Origin of the sequence: Pseudoalteromonas sp. Ld20, assembly GCF_045064175.1 — a bacterium.
In the GTDB taxonomy this organism is placed as follows: Bacteria; Pseudomonadota; Gammaproteobacteria; order Enterobacterales; family Alteromonadaceae; genus Pseudoalteromonas; species Pseudoalteromonas neustonica.
In genome coordinates this window covers 1-1,239 of the sequence record NZ_JBISHB010000014.1, presented here as the reverse complement: position 1 = coordinate 1,239, position 1,239 = coordinate 1, and the positions used below count along the sequence as shown (strand labels likewise).

General features: G+C 40.9%; 1 protein-coding gene and 1 pseudogene. Both read left to right on the top strand.

The window, feature by feature from the left end; all coding sequences use genetic code 11:
- Positions 1-281 (top strand): annotated as a pseudogene (locus ACJJVX_RS00205) (IS3 family transposase); the annotation flags it as partial.
- A partial coding sequence (locus ACJJVX_RS00200) for an IS3 family transposase (RefSeq protein WP_405629477.1) occupies positions 278-1,239 on the top strand: 962 nt, incomplete at its 3' end. The pseudogene ACJJVX_RS00205 and the gene ACJJVX_RS00200, both read left to right, overlap by 4 nt.

Genomic DNA, 1,239 nt, shown 5'->3' with positions numbered 1-1,239 from the left:
AAACAGCCTCTTTAAATCAAGCTGAGTTAGCGGAATATTGCCGAAGTAAAGGTCTTTATGTGGAACAAGTATCGGCTTGGCGAAATGCGTGTATGGATGCAAACGCTAACGTTAAAGAGCAGGAAAAAGCCTTCTCTATTGAAGCTAAAAAAGATAAAAAGCAGATTAATCAATTAGAAAAAGAATTGCGCCGAAAAGATAAGGCATTAGCAGAAACTGCAGCACTATTGGTGTTAAGAAAAAAAGCAAATGCGATCTGGGGGGAAGCCGAGGACGAATGATCCTCGACTCAGCTCGCGTTCAAGCGGTTAAACTAGTTAATGAAGCTGTGAGTTCTGGTGCGCCAAGGTTTAAAGCTTGCCGTGAACTCGGGATCAGTGTCCGGACGTATCAACGTTGGACTGTTGACGGGAATATAAAAACAGATGGTAGACCAATATCTCAGCGCCCTGAGCCAAAAAATAAGCTATCAAAAGAAGAGAGAGATAACATATTAGCCATCGTTAATAGCGATGATTTTAAGAGCTTACCACCAAGCCAAATCGTCCCAACATTAGCAGATGAGGGTATTTATCTTGCTTCTGAATCAACATATTATCGTGTTCTTCATGAAGAAAAACAGCAAAACGCTCGCGGACGTAGTCAGATAAAAGAGAGAAAAGTACCGACGACACACTGTGCTACAGGGCCGAACCAAGTGTGGTGTTGGGATATTACTTGGTTACCAGGTCCCGCTAAGGGGCTGCATTTTTATTTATATTTGATACTCGATATATTTAGTCGAAAGATTGTTGGATGGGAAATTCATGATGACGAATCAGCAGAGAATGCATCAATGTTAATCAGAAAATCCCATTTAAAAGAAAGAGTTAAAGATAACCCTTTGGTGCTGCATTCGGATAATGGAAGCCCAATGAAGGGCTCATCAATGCTTGAAACACTTTATAGTTTAGGCGTCGTGTCGTCTTTTAATCGTCCTAGGGTGAGCAATGATAATGCTTATGCTGAGTCGATATTTAAAACGTGTAAATATCGTCCTGACTATCCGTATAAAGGGTTTTCAACAATAGATGAAGCACGTAGTTGGGTGTTGAAATTTAGCCACTGGTATAATTTTAACCACAAACATAGCGGTATTAAATATATAACCCCTCACCAAAGACATTCTGGGGTGGCAAGTGAAGTGTTGGCAAAGAGAAAAGAAGTGTATCAACGTGCTAAGGAGCAAACGCCTGAGCG